Source organism: Mycolicibacterium mageritense (assembly GCF_010727475.1).
Lineage (GTDB): Bacteria > Actinomycetota > Actinomycetes > Mycobacteriales > Mycobacteriaceae > Mycobacterium > Mycobacterium mageritense.
On sequence record NZ_AP022567.1, the window covers coordinates 2289860 to 2306145 of the forward strand.

Annotated in this window: 13 protein-coding genes and 2 pseudogenes; 8 read left to right on the plus strand and 7 right to left on the minus strand. The window is 68.9% G+C overall.

Translation table 11 applies throughout. The features are described 5' to 3' along the window. The first annotated feature begins 19 nt into the window (after nt 1–19). Nucleotides 20–883 carry a mycofactocin-coupled SDR family oxidoreductase gene (locus G6N67_RS10960; RefSeq protein ID WP_036430216.1) on the plus strand — a complete coding sequence of 288 codons (864 nt, stop codon included), beginning with the start codon at nt 20–22 and terminating at the stop codon, nt 881–883. Here G6N67_RS10960 and G6N67_RS10965 read toward each other — a convergent pair. Next, nucleotides 880–1899 carry an aldo/keto reductase gene (locus tag G6N67_RS10965; protein WP_036430218.1) on the minus strand — a complete coding sequence of 340 codons (1020 nt, stop codon included), beginning with the start codon at nt 1897–1899 and terminating at the stop codon, nt 880–882. The two genes, G6N67_RS10960 and G6N67_RS10965, sit on opposite strands and share 4 nt — an antisense overlap. A 429-nt stretch (nt 1900–2328) precedes the next feature. On the opposite strand from G6N67_RS10965, the gene G6N67_RS10970 reads away from it, so the two are divergent. Further along, nucleotides 2329–3819: an LCP family protein gene (locus G6N67_RS10970; protein ID WP_407663373.1), complete on the plus strand. Its 1491-nt coding sequence runs from the start codon at nt 2329–2331 to the stop codon at nt 3817–3819. Nucleotides 3820–3825: 6 nt separating this feature from the next. On the opposite strand, the gene G6N67_RS10975 is transcribed toward G6N67_RS10970, so the two are convergent. Both G6N67_RS10975 and G6N67_RS10980 read right to left on the minus strand, forming a co-directional pair. Next, nucleotides 3826–4992, minus strand: coding sequence for a sensor histidine kinase (locus G6N67_RS10975; protein WP_036430222.1), 1167 nt, complete (start codon nt 4990–4992; stop codon nt 3826–3828). Between the two features lies 1 nt (nt 4993). Beyond that, the gene (locus G6N67_RS10980; protein WP_229478985.1) at nt 4994–5632 is read right to left on the minus strand and encodes a response regulator; all 639 of its coding nucleotides are present in this window, start codon (nt 5630–5632) and stop codon (nt 4994–4996) included. A gap of 176 nt (nt 5633–5808) precedes the next feature. Here G6N67_RS10980 and G6N67_RS10985 point away from each other — a divergent pair, with 176 nt between their 5' ends. From G6N67_RS10985 to G6N67_RS10995, 3 genes are read left to right on the plus strand one after another with little or no spacing between them, the layout of a single operon-like run. Beyond that, entirely contained in the window at nt 5809–6045 is a 237-nt protein-coding gene (locus tag G6N67_RS10985) for a hypothetical protein (protein ID WP_036430226.1), read from the plus strand. A gap of 56 nt (nt 6046–6101) precedes the next feature. Next, nucleotides 6102–6983, plus strand: coding sequence for a LysR family transcriptional regulator (locus G6N67_RS10990; RefSeq protein WP_036434788.1), 882 nt, complete (start codon nt 6102–6104; stop codon nt 6981–6983). 46 nt (nt 6984–7029) lie between these two features. Then, the gene (locus G6N67_RS10995; protein ID WP_036430228.1) at nt 7030–8304 is read left to right on the plus strand and encodes an MFS transporter; all 1275 of its coding nucleotides are present in this window, start codon (nt 7030–7032) and stop codon (nt 8302–8304) included. On the opposite strand, the gene G6N67_RS11000 is transcribed toward G6N67_RS10995, so the two are convergent. Continuing rightward, complete coding sequence (locus G6N67_RS11000) at nt 8250–8711, minus strand: nuclear transport factor 2 family protein (RefSeq protein ID WP_036430230.1); 462 nt, start codon at nt 8709–8711, stop codon at nt 8250–8252. The genes G6N67_RS10995 and G6N67_RS11000 overlap by 55 nt on opposite strands. A 44-nt stretch (nt 8712–8755) precedes the next feature. Here G6N67_RS11000 and G6N67_RS11005 point away from each other — a divergent pair, with 44 nt between their 5' ends. Further along, on the plus strand, nt 8756–9985 hold the full coding sequence (locus G6N67_RS11005; RefSeq protein WP_036430232.1) for an acyl-CoA dehydrogenase family protein: 1230 nt from the start codon (nt 8756–8758) through the stop codon (nt 9983–9985). Between the two features lie 5 nt (nt 9986–9990). Next, complete coding sequence (locus G6N67_RS11010; protein WP_036434791.1) at nt 9991–10770, plus strand: tyrosine-protein phosphatase; 780 nt, start codon at nt 9991–9993, stop codon at nt 10768–10770. 431 nt (nt 10771–11201) lie between these two features. On the opposite strand, the gene G6N67_RS11015 is transcribed toward G6N67_RS11010, so the two are convergent. Next, nucleotides 11202–11465 (minus strand): hypothetical protein, encoded by a 264-nt coding sequence (locus tag G6N67_RS11015; protein WP_229478991.1) that lies wholly within the window; start codon nt 11463–11465, stop codon nt 11202–11204. Here G6N67_RS11015 and G6N67_RS39490 point away from each other — a divergent pair. Then, nucleotides 11361–11606 (plus strand): annotated as a pseudogene (locus G6N67_RS39490) (hypothetical protein); the annotation flags it as partial. The gene G6N67_RS11015 and the pseudogene G6N67_RS39490 overlap by 105 nt on opposite strands. Here G6N67_RS39490 and G6N67_RS39580 read toward each other — a convergent pair. Further along, nucleotides 11519–15892: pseudogene (locus G6N67_RS39580) on the minus strand (HAD-IC family P-type ATPase); the annotation flags it as partial. The pseudogenes G6N67_RS39490 and G6N67_RS39580 overlap by 88 nt on opposite strands. Next, on the minus strand, nt 15889–16275 hold the full coding sequence (locus G6N67_RS11025; RefSeq protein ID WP_036434795.1) for a hypothetical protein: 387 nt from the start codon (nt 16273–16275) through the stop codon (nt 15889–15891). The gene G6N67_RS11025 and the pseudogene G6N67_RS39580, both read right to left, overlap by 4 nt. Nucleotides 16276–16286 lie beyond the last annotated feature (11 nt).

Here is a 16286-nt window from a genome sequence, read left to right on the forward strand (position 1 = left end):
CAGATCACGAGGAGGACTCATGGCCCGTCTGGCCGGAAAAGTCGCATTGATCACGGGAGCGGCCCGCGGGCAGGGCCGCTCGCATGCGCTGCGGCTGGCTGAGGAAGGCGCCGACATCATCGCGCTCGACATCTGCGGGCAGATCGACACCGTCCCGTACCCGATGGCCGACTCCGACGATCTGGTGACCACGGCCGACCTCGTCAAGAGCCGCGGCAGGCGCGTCGTCGCGGCCGAGGTCGACGTCCGGGATCTGGCAGGACTGAAAGCCGCTGTCGACCACGGCGTTTCGGAGCTCGGCAGGCTCGACGTCGTGGTCGCGAATGCCGGGACGCTCAACGACACCGCACCGCTGTGGGAGCTGTCCGAACAACAGTTCACCGATCAGATCGACGTGAACCTGACCGGCGTGTGGAAGACCATCAAGGCCACCGTGCCAACCCTGTTGCGGCAGAACGAGGGTGGCGCCGTCATCCTCATCAGTTCGATCTCCGGCCTCACGGTCGAACTCAACGTGGGCCACTACGCGGCGTCCAAACACGGCGTGAACGGGCTCATGCGCACCCTGTCCGGCGAACTGGCGCCCTACGGGATTCGGGTCAACTCGATCAATCCGACCAACGTGAACACCCTGATGATCAACAACCCCCGCTACAACCGGTTGTTCGCCGGCGGTAAAGACGGTGCGTCGCAGGAGGATGCGTTGCCGGCGCTGACCGCGATGCACGCGTTGCCCGTTCCGTTCCTCGACCCTGTCGACGTGAGCAATGCCGTGGTCTATCTGGCCAGTGCAGACGGTCGCTACATCACCGGTACGGCACACACGATCGATGCGGGTGCCCTGAACCCGTTCAAGGCACCGCACCTGAGCACCACCGGTTAGGAACCGGGCGTCGGCGCATCGTCACGGATGAGATGCGCCGACCGCAGGTCGTCCCACAGCTGTTGGGGCACAGCGGAATCGAACAGGTCGGCATTGCGCTGCTGCTGATCGGCGTTGCGTGCGCCAATACATATGCTGGCCACCGCCGGGTGTGCATAGGCGAACTGCAGCGCCACCGCGGGCAGCGCGACGCGGTGGCGGCGGCAGATCTCCTCGATGCGCGCCGCCTTCTCCAGCACGGCCCGGGGCGCAGGCCCGTAGTTGAAGCGTGCCCCCGGTACCGGTCCCGTCGCGAGCACCCCGCTGTTGTACACACCACCGAGGATCAGGCCGATACCGCGCTCTTCGCAGATCGGCAGCAGCGCGTCGAGTGGCTCCTGCTCCAGCAGCGTGTACCGGCCGGCGAGCAGACACAGGTCGGAATCTGTGGCCTTGACGGCCTCGGCCATGACGTCTGTTTCGTTGACGCCGAAGCCGATTGCCTTCACCACACCCTGGTCGCGTAGGGATTCCAGGGCGGGGAACGCGCTGACGATCGCCTGCCGGAAGAGGTCGGGCTGGGCCGCACCGTGGGTGTAGCGGTCGCAATCGTGGACGAACAGCACGTCGAACCGGTCGGTCAGCATGCGTTGCATGCTCTGTTCGACCGCGCGCATCACACCGTCGTAGCTGTAGTCGTAGTCCGCGACAAACGGTGGGATGTCGCGGTATTGACCGTTGTCCCGCGGCGCGCCGAGCGTCGGGGTGAGCACCCGCCCAACCTTGGTCGACAACACCAACTGGGCGCGGTCGTACCCGCGGAGCGCGTGACCGAGGCGGTACTCGCTGAGCCCGTTGCCGTAACCCGGCGCGGTGTCGAAGTACCGGACTCCCTGGCCCCAGGCCTGGGCGACCATGTCGTGTGCCGCGGCATCGGTGAACGTTCCGTTGAAGTTCCCGATCGGGGCGCCACCGTAGCCGACCGCCGTGAATGCCAGCCCCGACCGTTCATGCACCCGGACCTCGGCCACGTTCATGCCCGTCACCCACCTTTGCCCTCGAAAAGCACTCAACAGCACTGTTTTTGATGAGCGTAGTGCCGGTACGACGTCCTTGACCTGCACAAACCGGGCAGCATCCGTCGCCCGGATTGCACAGTGTGCGCCCAGCGGCAGAACGAGTGATGTGCGTCACCTACACTCGCCGGCCAACTTCATCAAACCGTGACGATGGGGTCTGAGCAGGGTTTACCCGCTCACAGCAAATTTCGGTGAGGATCGAGGGCATGACGACCGCCGAACAAGGCGGATAATGACGGGATTGCCATGTCAACGCCGCCTCCGCCCGCCCACACCCAGCGCCAACCCCGGCACCGGCTCCCGCACCGCCGCGCCCGCCGGGGCCTGCGGATTGCCCGCAGGGCGCTCGTCGGGCTGACCGCGCTGTCGGTGCTGGCAGGCACCGGGATGGGCTGGGTGACCTATCACGGCGTGCTCGAAGGCATCACCACATCCAACGCGTTGGCCGGTGAGTCGGGGTCCACGGGCGACACAGAGAACATCCTGATCATGGGCCTCGACAGCCGGCTCGACCAGCACGGCAACCCGCTGCCCGAGGAGATCTACCAGGCGCTGCACGCGGGTGACGAGACCGTGGGCGGCTACAACGCCAACGTGCTGATCGTCGTGCACCTGCCCGGGGACGGCAGGCCCGCCACCGCATTCTCGATCCCTCGCGACGATTACGTCGACCTGGCGGGCTGCGACACCAAACCGTGCAAGGGCAAGGTCAAGCAGGCATACGGCTTCGCCTACCAGCGCGAGATGGAGTCGCTCGAATCCGAGTCCGGGACCAAGGCCGAGCACGAACAGCAGGCGCGCGAGGCGGGACGCAAAGCCGAGATCGCCACGGTGCGCAATCTGCTCGGCATTCCCATCGACCACTTCGTCGAGGTGACCCTGGGTGCGTTCTTCCAGATCGCCACGGCCGTCGCACCCATCACGGTGTGCCTGAATGCCGACACCGCAGATCCCTACTCGGGGGCCGATTTTCACAAAGGTGTCCAGCAGATCGATGCCGCGCAGGCGATGGCGTTCGTGCGGCAGCGGCGTGACATCAACGACGAGAACTTCACCGACCTCGACCGCACGCGGCGGCAACAGGCGTTCATCGCGGCGTTGGTCGCGCGCCTCGGTGAGAGCGGTGCGCTCAACAATGCCGGCACCCTGCGCAACCTGCTCAACGTGGTCAAGCAGAACGTGGCACTGGATGCCGGGTTCGACCTCGCCAGTTTCGCGAGCCGAGCGACCGCGCTGACCGACAAGCCGCCGTCGCTGTACACGTTGCCCATCAAGGAATTCGGGCAGAACTCGCTCGGCGAGGACGTGAACATCGTCGACGTCAAGACCATCCGTACGATCGTCGCCGACCTCGTGAAGGATCCCAGCGCTTCGACGTCCACCACGACGACCAAGGCCGCCCCGGCGCTCGAAGGGCACGGCGCGATCCTGGACGTCGTCAACGCGTCCACTTACAGCGGCCTGGCCGCTCAGCTCGAAACCACGTTCACCGCAAAAGGTTTCACCGAAGGTCAGATCGGTGACGCCGAAACACTGTCCGCCAGCACCACCATCGACTACGGGCAGGGCGCGCAGACCGCGGCCCAGGCGCTCGCGACTCACCTCGGCGTCACCGCCACGGCGTCGGACTACGTTGCGGCCGACACCGTGCAATTGACCATCGGCACCGACTTTCCCGGCGAGGACTACCTCAACGGCGAGGCCACCACGACGGACGCCACCGAGAGCACCGATTCACTCGGCTCGACGGAAACCAGCGAGTCGACGACGCCGGACACCCCGGTCACCACCGTGGCCGCGACTGCCACCGGCACCTACAGCCCGGCACCTACCGACCTGACCCAGATGACCGCATCAGGCGTGCCCTGCGTGAAATAGGTTGGGCTACAAGGTCACCGTGATCTGCGTGCCCGCACCGGGTTTCGACGATATGGCCATCGTGCCGCCGGTGGCCTCGATGCGAACCTGGAGCGACGCCAGCCCGATGTGACCCTCCGCGACCGAGCGGGCAACGGTCGACGGATCGAATCCGGCGCCGTCGTCGGCCACCGTCAGGACGGTGCGCTCACCCTTGCGGTGCAGACCGACCGTGACGGTCGTCGCCTTGGCGTGCTTGCTCACGTTGGCCAGCAGTTCCCTCGCGGCCCGGTACAGCAGGCTCTGCGATGGCGGATGCCCGACGTCGTCGAGGTCGGCGACCACCGGGATGTGGTTCCGGCTCTCGAACTGACGCACCAACTCCTGCACGGCCGGGGTGAGGCCGAGCTGCGCGAGTACCTGCGGGTGCAGCGCGGTCACAGTCGAGCGCAACCCCGTCGCGGTCTCCTGCAGGGCGGCGCGCACGCGGTCCAGCGCCGGATCGGGGTTGCGCTCGCGGATCTCGTCGAGGTCGAGGCGCGCGGCGAGCAGGGTCTGCAACGGGCCGTCGTGCAGATGTTCGGCGAGTTCGGCGTTGCGCAGATCATCGGCCCTGGTGGACTCCGAGACGAGCCGTCGACGCACCTCGAGCAGGGCCTGCACGCGCGCCGAGCGCCGCACCAGCACGAACGACAAGGCCGTGGTGGCGACCGCGAGCCACGCGAGGAAACCGACGTGCATGTAGACGATGTTGGGCAGGCCCACGCGATCGTCGCGTTTGGAGTAGAGGATCCACACGCCCAGGTAGCCGAGCGCGGTGCCGCTGGCCAGGAGTGCGGTCAGGATCGGACGGTCTTGGAACGCAATGGATATGGGCAGCAGGAAGAACACCGGCAGCAACGCCGCGGTGGCCCCACCCGACACCGCGCACAGCGCCACGAGCACCAGCACATCGACTGCCGTCGAGGCCCACTCGACCCACCGGGGCATGGGCCCGCGGAGCACGACCACGAGCCACACCACCGCCGCTGCGGCGTACACGCTCAGGATCACCGCGTAGACGGCGGGTAGCCAATGGTCGACTTCCCACACCGACACCAGCACGATGATCAGCCCGATGAGCGGCAGCCGGAGCACAGCCGACACCCGGACCGGTTGTGTCGCAAAGAAATCGACGAGGCGGCTCGACGCCATGTCAGTCCAGCAGCCGGCGTCGCATCGCCTCGGCCACCGCGGCGGCACGGTCACCCACACCGAGCTTCTCGTAGAGCCGCTGCACGTGTGTCTTGACCGTCGACGGGGCCAGGTACAGCTCCTTGGCCATGGCAGGAATGCTGCGGCCTTGCGCGATCAGGTTCAGCACCTCGCGTTCGCGCGGGCTCAGCGTCGGGGCGTCGGGTTCGTTGCGCCTGCGGATCTCCCCCGCGAGCCCCGCGGTCAGGCTCGGGTCGATCACGTCGCGGCCCTTCGCACACGCAAGCACCGCGTTGACGAGCTCGCTGCGCGTGGATTCCTTGGACAGGAACCCCGCCGCCCCCTGCTGCAGTGCGGTGTAGACGATGGCCGATTCGTCGTGCGCTGATACCAGCAGGACGCGGGTGGGCAATTCGTCGCGCACGACGGCCGCCGCCACCTGGGCCCCGTCGAGTTGCGGCATGCGGTAGTCGAGCAGCGCGACCTGGGGCTTGTGGGTCTTGATGAGCTCAAGCGCGTCGGCGCCGTTGTCGGCCTCGGCGACGACGTCGATCTCACCGCTGGACGTCAAGGCCCGCACCACGCCCTCGCGGAACATCGGGTGGTCATCGCCCACCACGACCCGCACTTTGTCGGCCATGCGGCACAGCATCGCACAACCGTGGGGCCACGTTCCGCCGATTGGGGGACAAGGGATTCAGCCGCCATACCCGCCGGTCGGGCGACAGATCTTGCGCGCCGCGGGCGGCACAGTGGATACATCGCCGGCAACACCCGGCAGACAACCGAAAGAACCACTCACACAGGAGAATTCAGATGAATACCAACCGTTTCACCCGATTCGTCGCCGCGCCCGCCCTCGCCGCGGGAGCGATCGGTATCGCCGCGCTCAGCCTGGCGGGCACCGCGTCCGCCAGCAGCTACACGCCGCCGACGCCGCGGCCCGGGATCGTCGCAGTGCCGCACACCTACGCGAGCCCCGCGGCGTCGGCCTACCCCGGCGCGTGGTGGCACCGCCATCACCCGTCGCTGTTCAGCCCGTACGGCCGGTAGAGCCACGACCGGTCTCCCGCTTGCCGGGAGGCCGGCCGGCAGGGAAAGTGGCCACCATGCATCTGGACGAGCTGCAATGGTTCGTCGTCCTGGCCGAGACCGAGCACGTCACCGACGCCGCGGCCGAGCTCGGCGTCAGCCAGCCGACGCTGTCCCGGGCGCTGGCCCGCCTCGAAGACCAGTTGGGCGCACCGCTGTTCGACCGCGTGAACCGGCGGCTGCACCTCAACGCCTACGGCCAGATCCTGCTCGAACACGCGCGCCGCAGCATCGCCGAAATCCGTTCGGCCACCGAGCGGATCGCCGCATTGCGCGATCCCGACACCGGCACCGTCCGGTTGGCGTTCCTGCACTCGCAGGCCAGCTGGTTCGTACCGGATCTGCTCCGCCGGTTTCGCGCCGAAGCCCCGCGCGTGCAGTTCGACCTCGTGCAGGGCGCCGCGCACGTGATCGTCGAGCAACTCGCCAACGGCCAGGCCGACCTGGCGATCACGTCCCCCCGCCCCGACGGGTACCGGTGGCGTGGCCTTTACCTCGAACGGCTGTGCCTGGCCGTGCCGCGCGACCACCGGTTGGCGAGCCGCGCCCGGATCCGCCTGGCCGATGCCGCCGGCGAACCCTTCGTGGCGCTGGCACCCGGTTTCGGGTTGCGTCAGCTGACCGACGAACTGTGCGCCGAGGCCGGCATCGCGCCGCAGGTGGTGTTCGAGGCCATGGAGATCCCGACCATGGAAGGTCTGGTGGCAGCCGGGTTCGGCGTGGCCGTGGTACCGGTCCCCCGACCGGAGCGGGCCGAGCCGGGCGCGGTGTACGTCCCGCTGGCCGCGGCGTCGGCCAAACGTCAACTCGGCCTGGCCTGGTCCGCCGAACGACAGCTGCCGCCCGCCGCGCAGCGGTTCGCCGACTTTGTCATACGGCAGACGTATGAAGACAAGTAACTCTATGCATTGGACACATCTGGAGTAGCTGCCTAGCCTCGACCGGGTGACTGCTTCGCCGACTTCCGTTGAGTGGCACGGTCATGCACACGGGTCGACCGATTATCGCCGTCTGCTGGCCGCGTTGTTCTGTGCGGGGGTGGCGACGTTCGCGCAGCTGTACTCCCCGCAATCAGTGCTGCCGCTGCTCGCCCGAGACCTCAAGATCGGCGCGGCCGACGCCGCGTTGGCGATATCGGCGGCCACCATCGGCCTTGCCGTCGGCGTGATCCCGTGGGCCGCGCTGGCCGACCGGATCGGCCGCGTTCAGGTCATGACGGTATCCGTCTCGGCTGCAACGGTTCTCGGGCTGCTGGTGCCGTTCGCCCCGACCTACCACCTGTTGCTGACCGGACGGGTGCTGGAGGGCCTGGTGCTGGCGGGCGTGCCCGCGGTCGCGGTCGCCTACCTCACCGAGGAGATCAACGCCGGGCATGCCGCGAGGGCCGCGGGCACCTATGTCGCGGGAACCACGATCGGCGGCCTGGCGGGCCGTCTGGTCACCGGACCGGTCGCCGAGGTCACCAGCTGGCGCGTCGGCGTGCTGACCGTCGCGGTGCTGTGCGCGCTGGCCGCGGTCGCGTTCATCAAACTCGCACCGCCCGCGCAGGGCTTCACGCCGACCCGCAGCCAGCGCGATCTGGTCCCCCGGTTGCTGGCCAACCTGCGTTCGCCACGCCAGCTCGTGCTCTACAGCCAGGCGTTCCTGCTCATGGGCGGCTTCGTGGCGCTCTACAACTTCCTGGGTTTCCGGCTGCTGGGCGCACCGTTCCACCTGCCACAGACCGTGGTGAGCCTGGTGTTCCTGGCCTACCTGGCCGGGACATGGGCGTCGGCACGCGCCGGAGCCGAGGCCACCCGGTTCGGCCGCAAACCCGTACTGCTGGCGTCGATCGCCACGATGATCCTCGGTGTCGCGGTCACGCTGAGTACCAACGTCGTGGCCGTGCTGGCCGGCCTGGTGATCGCGACGGCCGGATTCTTCGGCGCCCACGCGATCGCCTCGGGTTGGGTGGGCAGCGCCGCGCCGGTCGGCAAGGCGCAGGCGTCAGCGTTGTACAACCTCTTCTATTACGGCGGATCCAGCGCGGTCGGCTGGTTCGGCGGCGTCGCGTTCGACGCCGCAGGCTGGCCCGCCGTGGCGGCCGTGGTGATGGGCCTTGCCGCGGTGGCGGCGCTGCTGGCCCTCACGCTCAGCTCACGTCACCACAGCGGCGAGCCGCTCGATCACCAGAGCTCGATGTCCCGCCCGTACTCCGACTCCGGACGCGGACCGAAATAGCGTCGCTGCGATTCGTCGATCTCGACGTCGTTGATGCTGGCCTCGCGTCGGGCCATCAGACCCTCGGGCGTGAACTGCCACAGCTCGTTGCCGTAACTGCGGTACCACTGTCCCGCGGCGTCGTGCCACTCGTACTGGAACCGCACCGCCATCCGGTTCTCGCGGAATCCCCACAGACTCTTGCGAAGGACGTAGTCGAGTTCGCGCTCCCACTTACGGGTCAGGAACGCCACGATCTCGTCGCGTCCCACGATGTGTTCGGAGCGATTGCGCCACACCGAATCGGGTGTGTAGGCGAGGCTGACTCGCTGCGGGTCACGGGTGTTCCACGCGTCCTCGGCGGCCTGCACCTTCTGAACGGCGGTTTCCATGGTGAACGGCGGGAATGGCGGCCGGCTCTCGGTCATCCCTCAGTTCTACATGTCTAACCATGTGACATATCGTGGCGGGCATGGACTTCGCGATGTCAGCCAAGGCGGCGGACTACCACAGCCGGCTCACCGACTTCATGACCGAGCAGGTGTTCCCCGCAGAGGCAGCGTACGACGCCTATCGCGAAGAGAAAGGCGCGGCGGACCACACCGTCCCGCCGGTGGTCGAGGAGCTCAAGGCCAAGGCGAAGGCCGCGGGGCTGTGGAACCTGTTCCTGCCTTCGGAGTCGGGGCTGACCAACCTGGAGTACGCGCCGCTGGCCGAGATCTCGGGGTGGAGCATGGAGATCGCTCCCGAGGCCATCAACTGTCAGGCGCCGGACACCGGGAACATGGAGACGCTGCACCTGTTCGCCAACGAGGCACAGCGCAAGGAGTGGCTCGAGCCACTGCTGGCCGGTGAGATCCGCAGCGCGTTCGCGATGACCGAACCCGCGGTGGCCTCGTCCGACGCGCGCAACATCGAGACGACCATGCTGCGCGACGGATCCGACTACGTGATCAACGGCCGCAAGTGGTGGATCTCGGGAGCCGCGGATCCGCGCTGCAAGATCCTCATCGTGATGGGCCGCACCAATCCCGATGCGGCATCGCACGCCCAGCAGTCGATGATCCTGGTGCCGGTCGACACCCCCGGCGTGGACATTCAGCGTTCGCTTGCGGTGTTCGGCTGGCAGGACCAGCACGGCCACTGCGAGATCGTGTTCGACAACGTGCGCGTGCCCGCCGAGAACCTGCTGCACGAGGAAGGCAGTGGTTTCGCGATCGCGCAGGCCCGGCTGGGGCCCGGCCGCATCCACCACTGCATGCGCGCACTGGGCGCCGCCGAGCGGGCGCTGGCGTTGATGGTCGACCGTGTCCAGAAGCGCGTCGCGTTCGGCAAGCCGCTCGCCGAGCAGGGCGTGGTGCGTGAGTCGATTGCCAAGTCCCGCAACGAGATCGATCAGGCCAGGTTGCTGTGCGAGAAGGCCGCGTGGACCATCGACCAAGAGGGCAACAAGGCCGCCCACGTGCAGGTCTCCCAGATCAAGTCGGTTGCCCCGCAGGTCGCGTGCAACGTGATCGACCGGGCCATCCAGGTGCACGGCGCGGCAGGCATCAGCGACGACTTCCCGCTGGCCCGGCTGTATTCCTGGCACCGTGCCATGCGGTTGTTCGACGGCCCCGACGAGGTCCACATGCGCACCATCGCGCGTGCCGAACTCGGCCGGGAGAAGTCACCGCTCGCCCGCGCTGTGACCGGCGGGTGACCGCGATGCTGTCCGGAGCGTGGAATTTTCGCGACGTCGCAGAGACGGCAGGCATCCGGCCCGGCCTGCTGTACCGCTCCAGCGAGCTGAGCCGGCTCACCGACGACGGCCGCGAGGAGTTCCGGGAACTCGGCATCACCGATGTCGCCGACCTGCGTTCGCATCAGGAGGTCGAGCGTCGTGGCCCGGGCCAGGTGCCGTACGGCGTCACCGTGCACCTGCTGCCGTTCCATCCCGACGACGACTCCAACCAGGATGCCCCGCACGAGAGCACCTTTCAGCGCGTGATGGCCGAATCGCAGGGCGACGACGACGTCTCGGTCTCGGCACGCCGCTACATGACCGAGGTGTACGAGGAGTTCCCCGGCCTGCCCGGCGCGCACAACGCTGTGCGGCAGGTGATCTCGCTGCTCGGCGCGAAGCGGCCGGTGATCGCGCACTGCTTCGCGGGCAAGGACCGGACCGGGTTCACGGTCGCGACCGTGCTGTCCGCGGTCGGCGTGGAACGCGACGCCGTGATCACCGATTTCCTGCGCAGCAACGACGCGATCGTCGCGCTGCGCGAACGCATCATGGAGTCGGTGCGAGCCCGCGCCGACTCGGCTGAGGTGATCACCTTCGCGGAAGCCCGGCTGTCCGATGAGGTACTGGGTGTGCGCGAGGAGTATCTGGACGCCGCGTGGCGCAAGCTCGAGGACGCCTACGGCTCGGTCGACGGATTCGTCAAGGCCGCCGGAGTCACGCCCGAGGAGCTCACGGCCGTGCGGGACGCGCTACTCGGGTAACCGCTCCGCGGCACCATTCCGGGATCACGTTCGCCACACAGGCCACGTGATCCCCACCCGTCGCCGGGCGGAGACTGATGTCGCTGTGCCTGCCTGTGCGCGACAATGTCGCTGTGGGCGCCACATACGCCACACATTGCCCACTGACACCACAAAAGTGCAGACGCGATCGGCTCATTTGTCTCAATAACCCAGGGAAACAACATGTTTCACATGCCCGCCTTGGCGCGACAAAGTCGCGCGTAGTCGGGCAACCGAATTTTCGTAACGGCTGTGGTTCAGGTGGCCGCTGCGTTCAGAGTGATCTTCGGCGCGGGGCGCATGAGACCGACGGGTCTGATGTTGCGATTTCTGCGACTTTGTCGCAGACAGCCGGGCACATCGGTACTGCCTCCGGAATTTGGGACTGGTGTGACGACAGAGGACAACCGTCACGCCTCCTCTAGCGCCTCGCCCACCTCCTGCGCAATGCGGTTGTGCTCGTTGTGCATGAGCACGTGGCCGGCACCGAGCACGAGTGCCACCGGCCAGTCGATGATCTCGACAGCGGCGAGGATGCCGAGTGCGCCGTAGTAGGCCAACTGTTCGGGATGAGGCACGCGAACCCGGCCGATCGCGGGCAGGGTGACCGTGAAGCCCCTGGCCTCGCGCACCCGGTGCACGGCCTCGCGGTGGGTGACGGGATCTTTGGGCATTCGTCGCCTTTCGGTCATGTCGCCGTCGACTTCTCGAGGCCCGGCCTTCGCAGCCTGATAGGCGTGACGACCTCAGTTGTGCGTGGCCCGGATCCGTTGACCGACGTCGTGGCCCGAGTCCTGACCATTCCGTTGCGCGAGTTGTACGCGGTGTTGTGGCGCTGCGGAGTCGTCGAGATCGAGGACTGACCGGACCATCTCGACACCAGCCGGGGTGCGACGGCCGCGACGCCCGTGGCGATTCCAGCCGCACCGAGTGCGTTGGCCCAGCCGATGGGCCCGAGCGGTGTGCAGCCGAGCAGCTGGCTGACGCCCGGTGTGCTGATCAGTGCACCCAACGACGCCAGGGAACCCACAGCGGTGGCCACCACCAGCGGGCTGTGCGAGTCGATCAGGGTCTGTCCCAGCTGAGTCGAGACGAGGGCCACGAGTGCCACCGTGGACGCCCGCCGCGGCGCCAGCATGAACCCGGCCGACAACCACGCGCCGGTTGCGGCACCCGCGGTCGTCGCGCCGCGGATCGCCACGGTCCGCCACAGTTCGGCGCGATCCGGACCGTGCCCACGACCATCCGTGCGGCGCGAGGCCGGGCTCACCGCGAGCGCGGCCGCGGGCAGCGCGTCGGTCATCATGTTGACCAGCAACAGCTGCCGCGTGTTCAGCGGTGACCGTCCCGTCAGAGCACTGCCCACGATCGAGAACGTCACCTCACCGGCGTTGCCGCCCAACAGCACCGCCACCGCGGCCTGGACCCGGCGCCACAGCTGCCTGCCCTCGTCGAGCGCGTCGACCAGGGATCCGATCCTGCCGTCGAGCAGCAGAACGTCGGCCGAACTCCGAGCCGGGTCACTGCCGCGCGAGGCCACCCCGATACCCACAGTGGCAGCCCGGATCGCCGCGGCATCGTTCGCGCCGTCACCCACCATGGCGCACACCTGGCCCGTGCGCTCCAGCGTCTGCACGATCTGAACCTTGTGCTCGGGCGACATCCGGGCGAACACCCGGCGCTCTGCCACTGCCCGCTCCTGATTGCGGCGGGGCATCGCGACCCACTCCTCAGCGCTCATCACCTCGTCGGCGCTCACGGGCATACCCAGTTCGGCGGCGATCGCCCGCGCGGTGACGGGGTGGTCGCCCGTGATCAGGCGGACGCCGATGCCCTGCTCCTGCAGCGACTTCAGCAACGCCGCCGACTCGGGACGAGGAGTGTCGGACAACCCCATCAGACCGAGGAGCTGCAGCCGCTCGGCACACAGTTCGGTGAACTGGTCGGCATCGGCCTTGGCGCGCTCGACCTGTTCCGGGGTCAACGTGCGGCGGGCCACGGCGATGACCCGCAACCCGCTGCGGGCCATCTTCTCTACGGTCCGTTCGGCGGCACCGTGCTCACCGCATGCGGCCAACACGACCTCGGGTGCGCCCTTGATCGACAATTCGTGACCGATGACCGCCGCGGAGAACTTGCGGCCCGAGCGGAACGGCAGATACGCGACGGGCTCGCCCGGCCCGGCCTGCGCCGCGGCTTCGGCGACAGCCGCGTCTGTCGCGTGTTCGTAGTGGTCGCCGTTCTTGGGTGGCGTCGCCTGCCCGGCGCAGTCGAGCACCTGCCTGCGGGATGCAGCGCCGATGGTCTGCACCTCCGACACCCGCAACCGGTTCTCGCTGAGAGTGCCGGTCTTGTCGAAACACACGACGTCCACGCGGCCGAGTGCCTCGACCGAACGGGGTGTCCGGACGAGCGCGCCCGTGCGGGTCAGCCGTCGGGCCGACGCCTGTTGCGCGAGGGTCGCCACGAGCGGCAGACCTTCCGGCACCGCGGCCACGGCGACCGCGACCCCGTCGGCCACGGCGCTGTGCAGCGGCAACTTTCGCAAGAGGCCAAGCCCACTGACGAGTGCGCCACCGGCCAGGGTGAACGGCAATGCGCGGGTGGTCAACTCCCGCAACTGGGTCTGCAACCCCACCGCAGAGCTTCCGTTGCGGCCCACCTCGGCAGCACGACGCGCCTGAGTGGCGCCGCCGACCTCGGTCACGACGGCGACTGCGGTGCCTGCGACGAGCGTCGTGGTGGCGTGCAGCATGCAGTGCCGTTCGGCGAGCGGAGCACCGGGGGTGGCCGAAACCTGTTTGGGCACTGGCAGTGACTCACCCGTGAGGGAGGCCTCGTCGGCCTCGGCGTCGACGGCTTCGATGATCCGCGCGTCGGCAGGCACGACTTCACCGGGCCGCACTTCGATCACGTCACCCGGACGCAGACGCCCCGCGGGCACGTTCTCGCAGCCGTCACCGACGACCCGGCGGGCCGGCGGATCTTGCACCGCGAGCAACCGGCGCAGCAGCCGCTCGGCCCGAACCTGTTGTGTCGCAGCCAACATGGCGTTACCCGCCAACACCGATCCGACCAACACCGCATCGACCGGCGAACCCAGAAGCGCACTGGCGGCCGAGCCGACCGCGAGCACCGGGGTCAGCGGATCGGACAGTTCGACGCGCAACGCGGCGAACAGTTCGCCGACCTGGCGCCGCACGGTGTTTCCTCCGCGCCACAGGACGGCGACGTGCTGGCCGCTCGGCGGGGCCTCGGATTCTCGCGTGGAGAGGCGGTCGCGGACCTGCTCGGGCGTCATGGCGTGCCAGTCCTCGACGGGCGCGGCCGCGGGCGTCGCATCCGCGAGTACCCCACGGGCGAGCCAGAATCCGGTGATCAACCCGACCGCGGCGCTCGCAGTCACCGGGCCGGGGCCGCGTCCGCGCACACCGGGCACCATCAGCAGCGCGCCGAGCGCAGAACCACCGGTGGCGAGTTCGACGCCCCGCTCGCTGGCCCGGCGAGCCACGGGCAGCGCGTGCAGAATCCGCCATACTGCCGCGAGATCCTGGACCAGGAGATCGGCCTGCCAGGGCACGTGCCCCTGCGGGTTCACCAGTCCGACCGCGAAATCGGCCGCCCGCAGCGCATGCGCGGCGTCCACCGAGAGCACCGCGACCGTCCGGCCGTCCCGTTGCAGGCTTTCCACGGCCGCCGCCAACGCCGCATCGAGGTCACGCCCGGCCGGGTGGAGATCGTCGAACGACGAACGCAGATCGCCGAGTTCGTCGAGTTCCAGTGAGACCGCGTCGGCGCCGGCCCGGCGGATCTCACCGAGCACGCTGTGCGCGCGCGGATCATGGGCGTTGCGCACGAGCACCCGGCCGCCCGACGGGACACGATGCCAGCCGTTGCGGAGCCCGCCCTCGTCAAGCCTCTCCTGAGCCCACTGCCACACCGCGGCACGGTCGGCGTCGGCGACGTCGCGAAACTCTCCGACGCGCAGGTCGTCGGCGAGCAGCACACGCGGGTCGACCACCACGGCGTCGACGCGGTCGAGCATGCGTAACGCATTGGGCCGCAACGGCACCACCCCATACCGGTCGGCCAGGCCGCGGCCGAGTGTGCTCGCGAACGCCTCGCGGGTATTCCGGCTCGCCTTGGGCGCCGCCACGACCGCGGCGGTCGCGGCAGCATTCACGTCCCGGGCAAGCGCACCCACGGACGCCGCGGCGAGGCCCTGCGCACGGGCACACCGGTCGGCATGCCGTTCCACCGCACCCGCGGGCAGTGGTCGTGGTCGCTCGGCCGGGGGTGTGGCGTCGAGGTTCTCGGCAGCTGCGGCAAGCCGGGGTTCGTGCTCGTTCCACGCGCGCGCGGCGGCTTCGAGCTCTCCCAGCTGCGCCAGGTGCCGGACGAACTCGACCGCGATAGCCGCGGGAGCCTGTGTGAGTGAGTAGACGGTGGCCGCGCCGAGGGCCAGCAGGGCATCGGCGCCAGGCGGGCCGAGTCTGGCCTCGAGCATCGCGCGAAGCCTGGGTTGGTAATCGATCACGGTGACGGCGGCATTGAGGCCAGCGGGCAGCCGCGGCCACATGACCCGGCCCACCGTGGCCACGCCGATCCCGATGCCGTTGGCCGCGGTCGCGATGGCCTTCGCCGCCAGCACGATCCCGTCACCCGGTAACTCGGTGGGCTGCTGCGCTCCAGGCTCGGTGACCGCTTGGGCCTCGGCGGCAGCCACGACTGCGCACAGCCGCTGCAGCCCCGGCGCGTCGGGCCCGTCGGCCACCTCGACCACGATGCGCGACAGCGGATAGTTGAGCTGCGTCGCGCGCACCCCCGGCTGGGCATCGACGGCCCGCGTCACGTCGGCACCGATCCGCCGCCCGTCCGCTCCCCGCAGGCCACGCACCTCGATCCAGCACCGCTCGGCGCCGCGCCAGCAGCGTCTGCGGGGTGGCCTGCCGATGAGCTCAGCCGTCGCCGCGAGGGCAAGTGCTGCCGGGCGCGTGCCGACCCGCACGCCTGCCTCGACCGCCGACACCGTGGTGAGCGCGACGGGGGCCGCCGCGACCGTGGCCGCGCGCAGAACCACCCGCCCGAGGGCGGCGATCACTTAGCGGTGCGCCGGGTGGTGGATTTCCGGGCCGGCGCCTTGGTTGCCTTCGGACCCGGCGAACGCCGGGGAGCAGTACTGCGCTGCTCGGTGTTCCCGGCACGGGTTCGCGAGCTGAGTTCGTGCGCCACGAGCGCTGCACCGCCCGCGGTCAACAAAATGGGCCACTCGACCAGGCCGGCCGCACCGACCGCGGCGAGGGTGAGGGCGGCCGCGGCCGACGACCCGCTGCCCTGGCTCAACCCGTCACGGATTCCGGCGCTCGTACCTTTGATCCCTCCGACGACTCCGTTGATCGTCGCGCCCCCGATCGCTCCCGCGGTAGCGGTGGTGGCGTCGGCAGCGCGGGTGACGGCATGCGCGACGCCTGAGACGATGTTCATCATTGGACTCC